Origin of the sequence: Lutibacter sp. (genome assembly GCF_040883305.1) — a bacterium.
GTDB lineage: Bacteria > Bacteroidota > Bacteroidia > Flavobacteriales > Flavobacteriaceae > Lutibacter.
In genome coordinates this window covers 1-4053 of sequence record NZ_JBFLKT010000102.1, presented here as the reverse complement: position 1 = coordinate 4053, position 4053 = coordinate 1, and the positions used below count along the sequence as shown (strand labels likewise).

The window sequence follows — 4053 nt, the reverse complement described above, 5'->3', positions numbered from 1 at the left end:
ATCACAATAACCATTAATATAGTTATCAATTTAGAAACTTTTAAGGTGTATTTTCCTAAGCTAAAAAGTTCAAAATTTAAAATATCATTTAATGTTTCCATTTTTGATTTATTGTGTTGAATTAAAAATACTAAAAAAAATCAATATAAATTATAACCTCTCTTCAATCCATTGTTTAAAGTCGAAAAAGTTTTTTGGTGCAACACCATGACCAACCGGATATTCCTGATAACTATTTTTAATTTTTAAATGATTTAAAAATTCAGGTGCTTTATTAGCCCATTCTACAGGAATTACCTGATCTACATTTCCGTGCGAAATAAAGAAATCTAATTTGCTATAATCATTTGTTTCTAAAGTAGTTGGTAATAATTCAGGGTTTATATAACCACTTAAAGCAATTACTTTTTGAACTTTTTCCGGGTAATTTAAAGCCACAGCATAACTTAAAATAGTACCTTGACTAAAGCCTAATAAAAATGTTTTTTCAGGAGATATTTTATATTTATTCTGAATTTCATCAATAAATTTAGCGATTAGTTCTCTAGCCTCAATAGCTTCTGGAATGTCTGAAAATTTACCCGCATCTGCGGTAAAATTGATGGTGTACCAGGCATAACTTCCAAATCCTAAATTTTGAGGTGCACGTGCGCTAATTATAATTAAATCTTCTGGTAGTTCGGTTGCAAAAGAAAACAAATCTTCTTCGTTGCTTCCGTAACCGTGTAAAAGTATTAAAAGCGATGTTTTTTCTGAAATTGTATTTGGTTCTCTTGTAATATATTGTAATGCTAGTTTTTCCATTGTTAAAATAAAAGTCGCGCTTTAGGCGCGACTTAAAATATATAATTTTATTAATTATTAAATTCCTTTAAACCAATCTTGAAATAAATCTCCAATTAATGGCATACTTTTTTCTTCTCCTTGCGCCGCACCAATAAGCCCTATTATCCAAAGCACCAATAAACCTAGGCCTATTAAACCTGAAGTCCATAAGCCAAAATAATTTCCAATTATAAAAGTATTTGCTAGTGAGAAAATATTAAAACCTATCATTTGTCTGATGTGAAAAGCAGCAAAAGAATTCTTTTTATCGTTGTTCATTATAAATGCAATTATTAAACCAATTACCCATAAATAAGCAATAATAGCAGTTGTTTTACCCTCGTTTACTGTTTGATTTTCCATAATTTTATTTTTTTAAAGCTTTTTTGTAAATATATAAAATTACAATACAACTTTGTTTTTTGCTATAATTCCATATACTTTTCCATTCATTTTTTTGTTTAAGAAAATTGAATTTTTAGAAGTAGAAACGATACAATCTTCAGTAAAAACAGTTTCAGAATCAGGATTAAAAAGTGTTAGGTTTGTTTTTTCTCCTTCATTTATTGAAATATTTTTAATTCCAAATCTGTCTTTCGGTTTAGTTGTTAAGCAGGTTATTAATGTTTCTAACGGGAGCACTTTGTTTAATGCCCCAAATAAACTTTCCATTCCTATAGTTCCAAATTTAGCGGCGCTATATTCAACTTTTTTATGCTCAACATCCATTGGATTATGGTCGCTGGTAATCATATCTACAACGCCATCATTCACACCTTTTATCAACGCTTTTACATCTTTTAACGTTCTTAAAGGAGGTAAAACCTTTGTGTTTGAATCAAAATGAACCAACTCGTCATCTGTTAAAACTAAATGATGTGCTGCAACGCTACAGGTAACATTTAATCCGCTTTTTTTAGCTTGTTTAATAAGTTTAACAGATTTTGCGGTTGAAATAGTAGGAATATGTAATTTTCCGCCAGTATATTCTAATAAAAATAAGTCTCTGGTAATTTGCATTTCTTCAGCTAAGGAAGGAATTCCTTTTAAGCCAAGTTTTGTGCTGTTTATATGTTCATTTACCAAGCCATTTTGTGCAATTGAATTGTCTTGCGGAAAACTTAAAATTAACGCATCAAAATTTTGAGCATATTGTAACGCAATTTTTAACAAATTGGCATTTTCAATCGGTTTATTATAATCGCTAAATGCAATAGCGCCAGAGTTTTGCATATCAAATAATTCTGCAAGGTCTTCACTTTTAGCATTTTTTGTTAAACTACCAATTGGATGCAAGGCTGTTGCACTGTTATTTCCTTTATTTTTTATAAATTCTATGGCAGATTTATTGTCGGCAACTGGGTACGTATTTGCATTTACAGCAACATCTGTAAAACCGCTTTTTGCTGCTGTTTTTAATCCGTTTTCTATGGTTTCTCGTTCTTCAAAACCTGGTTCTCCAAAACAAACACTTGTGTCAAACCAACCTTGAGAAATATGCAGATTTTCTAACCTTATTTCTTTATAGTTATTTGGATTTTCTATTGATGTTGAGATTTTTGAGATTTTTCCGTTTTCAATTAAAATATCTTGTTTTTTGTTATGAAACGGACTAGAGGAGTCAATAATTATTGCAGATTTTATCAGTAACTTCATATTTTGAAATATTTTAATATCAGTATTTCAATGAACAAAAATAGCACAGAAAAAGCTAAAAACCACTTAAAAAGCCAATTGATTTTTTGTTGATTGTTAATTTCGTCAAAAAGTTTATCTATTGAAGATGAAATTTGAATATTTTTATTGTTGTTTCGCAACGTGTTTAAATCTGCGTAGGATAAATCACTTTCAATTCTATTGTAATTAAAAGCTACTGTTTTTAAGGGCTCTTCTTTATTGAAGATAGTATAAAGACCACTTTTTAAAATTGTATTTTCTATAAAAATAGTTACTTTATTTTGCGCTACTTGTTGCAGTGGAATAAATTCAGTTGTTCCGTTAGAAACCTTAAGAATAGCATCTTTATTTAATGAAGCTTTAATATCAATTGTTGTTTCAGGATCGATTGTATAATACAATTCAGAAAATTTTGAACTGTTTTTAGCAAAATTGTAAAACACTGGAACAACTAGTGGTGATTGTACAAAATCTGAAATTTCTTTATTTAAAGGTGAAGCTACCCAATAAAAAGTGCTGTTTTTAGAAGTTACAGATGCCATAAAAGTCTGATTGTTATCGAATTTTAAAATAGCAGCTGTATTTTTAAAACTATTTTTAAAGTGTACAGATGTTTTTGGATATTGAAAATTGCTAATTTCTTTTTCAAATACATCATTTACAATAGGGTGACTGTAATTGATAGTTGTAATTTTATGTTCTTTAGAAGTTTTAGCATTTAATGCACCAATATTTAGTGTTTGTAACAAATTATTATACGATGCAATAATTGTTTTTTCTGAAGGAATTAAAACTAAATTACCACCATTTTGGTAATATTCTTTTAAACTTGTTATCAATGCATTTGGAAATTCTTCTAGTTCATTTAAAATAATTAACTGTTGATTTTGGATTGCATTATAATTTAAATTTTGAAGTGGAGTAGTGGTGAAATTAAACTCGTTTTCAGTATAAATTTTTGCTAAAAAATCCGATGAACTCCCAATAGATAGTACGTTTATTTTATCAGGTTTGGAAAGCGTAAAATAAAAGTCGTTATCAAATTCCAAAGAAGTGTCATTAAGTAATATTTTTCCGTAAAAATCAATTCCATTTGGAATGGTAAATTGGACATTGGTTGCGTTAGAATTATTAAATTTTGCGGTAGCTTTTCCAAACAAATTTGAATTATTAAACAATGAAACTGGAATATTTTCTGAATTGTTTGTAGTGCTTTTAATAACCACATTTAATTTAATTTCAGTAGTAGTTTTACTGGATATAAATAAACTATCTATAAAAATATTTTCGGTTGATACTGGTGTGACTTTTAAAAGTTGAATTGGCGAATTTACAATGCTAATATTATCAATATAATTTAAATTAATATCTTGAAAATCAGAGATTAATATATGTTTATGTATTGTGTTTTTAGCATCGTTTTTGATGCTTTTTAATTTTAAAATAGCACTGTTTAAATTTAAGTAATTGGGTGCATATTCTAATTTTATAAGTTCGTTTTTTAAAGTTTTAGTATCTAAATTTAAAAGCTCTTTATCATTTGTAATTATT

General features: G+C 27.9%; 4 protein-coding genes. All 4 read right to left on the bottom strand.

Going from position 1 to position 4053, the window contains the following annotated elements:
- Nucleotides 1–150: 150 nt before the first annotated feature.
- Nucleotides 151–804, bottom strand: coding sequence for an alpha/beta hydrolase (locus AB1Z17_RS03090; protein ID WP_368050325.1), 654 nt, complete (start codon nucleotides 802–804; stop codon nucleotides 151–153).
- Nucleotides 805–861: 57 nt separating this feature from the next.
- Nucleotides 862–1188: a DUF4870 domain-containing protein gene (locus tag AB1Z17_RS03085; protein WP_368050324.1), complete on the bottom strand. Its 327-nt coding sequence runs from the start codon at nucleotides 1186–1188 to the stop codon at nucleotides 862–864.
- Nucleotides 1189–1227: 39 nt separating this feature from the next.
- Nucleotides 1228–2481: a dihydroorotase family protein gene (locus AB1Z17_RS03080; protein ID WP_368050323.1), complete on the bottom strand. Its 1254-nt coding sequence runs from the start codon at nucleotides 2479–2481 to the stop codon at nucleotides 1228–1230.
- A partial coding sequence (locus AB1Z17_RS03075; protein WP_368050322.1) for a hypothetical protein occupies nucleotides 2478–4053 on the bottom strand: 1576 nt, incomplete at its 5' end. The genes AB1Z17_RS03075 and AB1Z17_RS03080, both read right to left, overlap by 4 nt.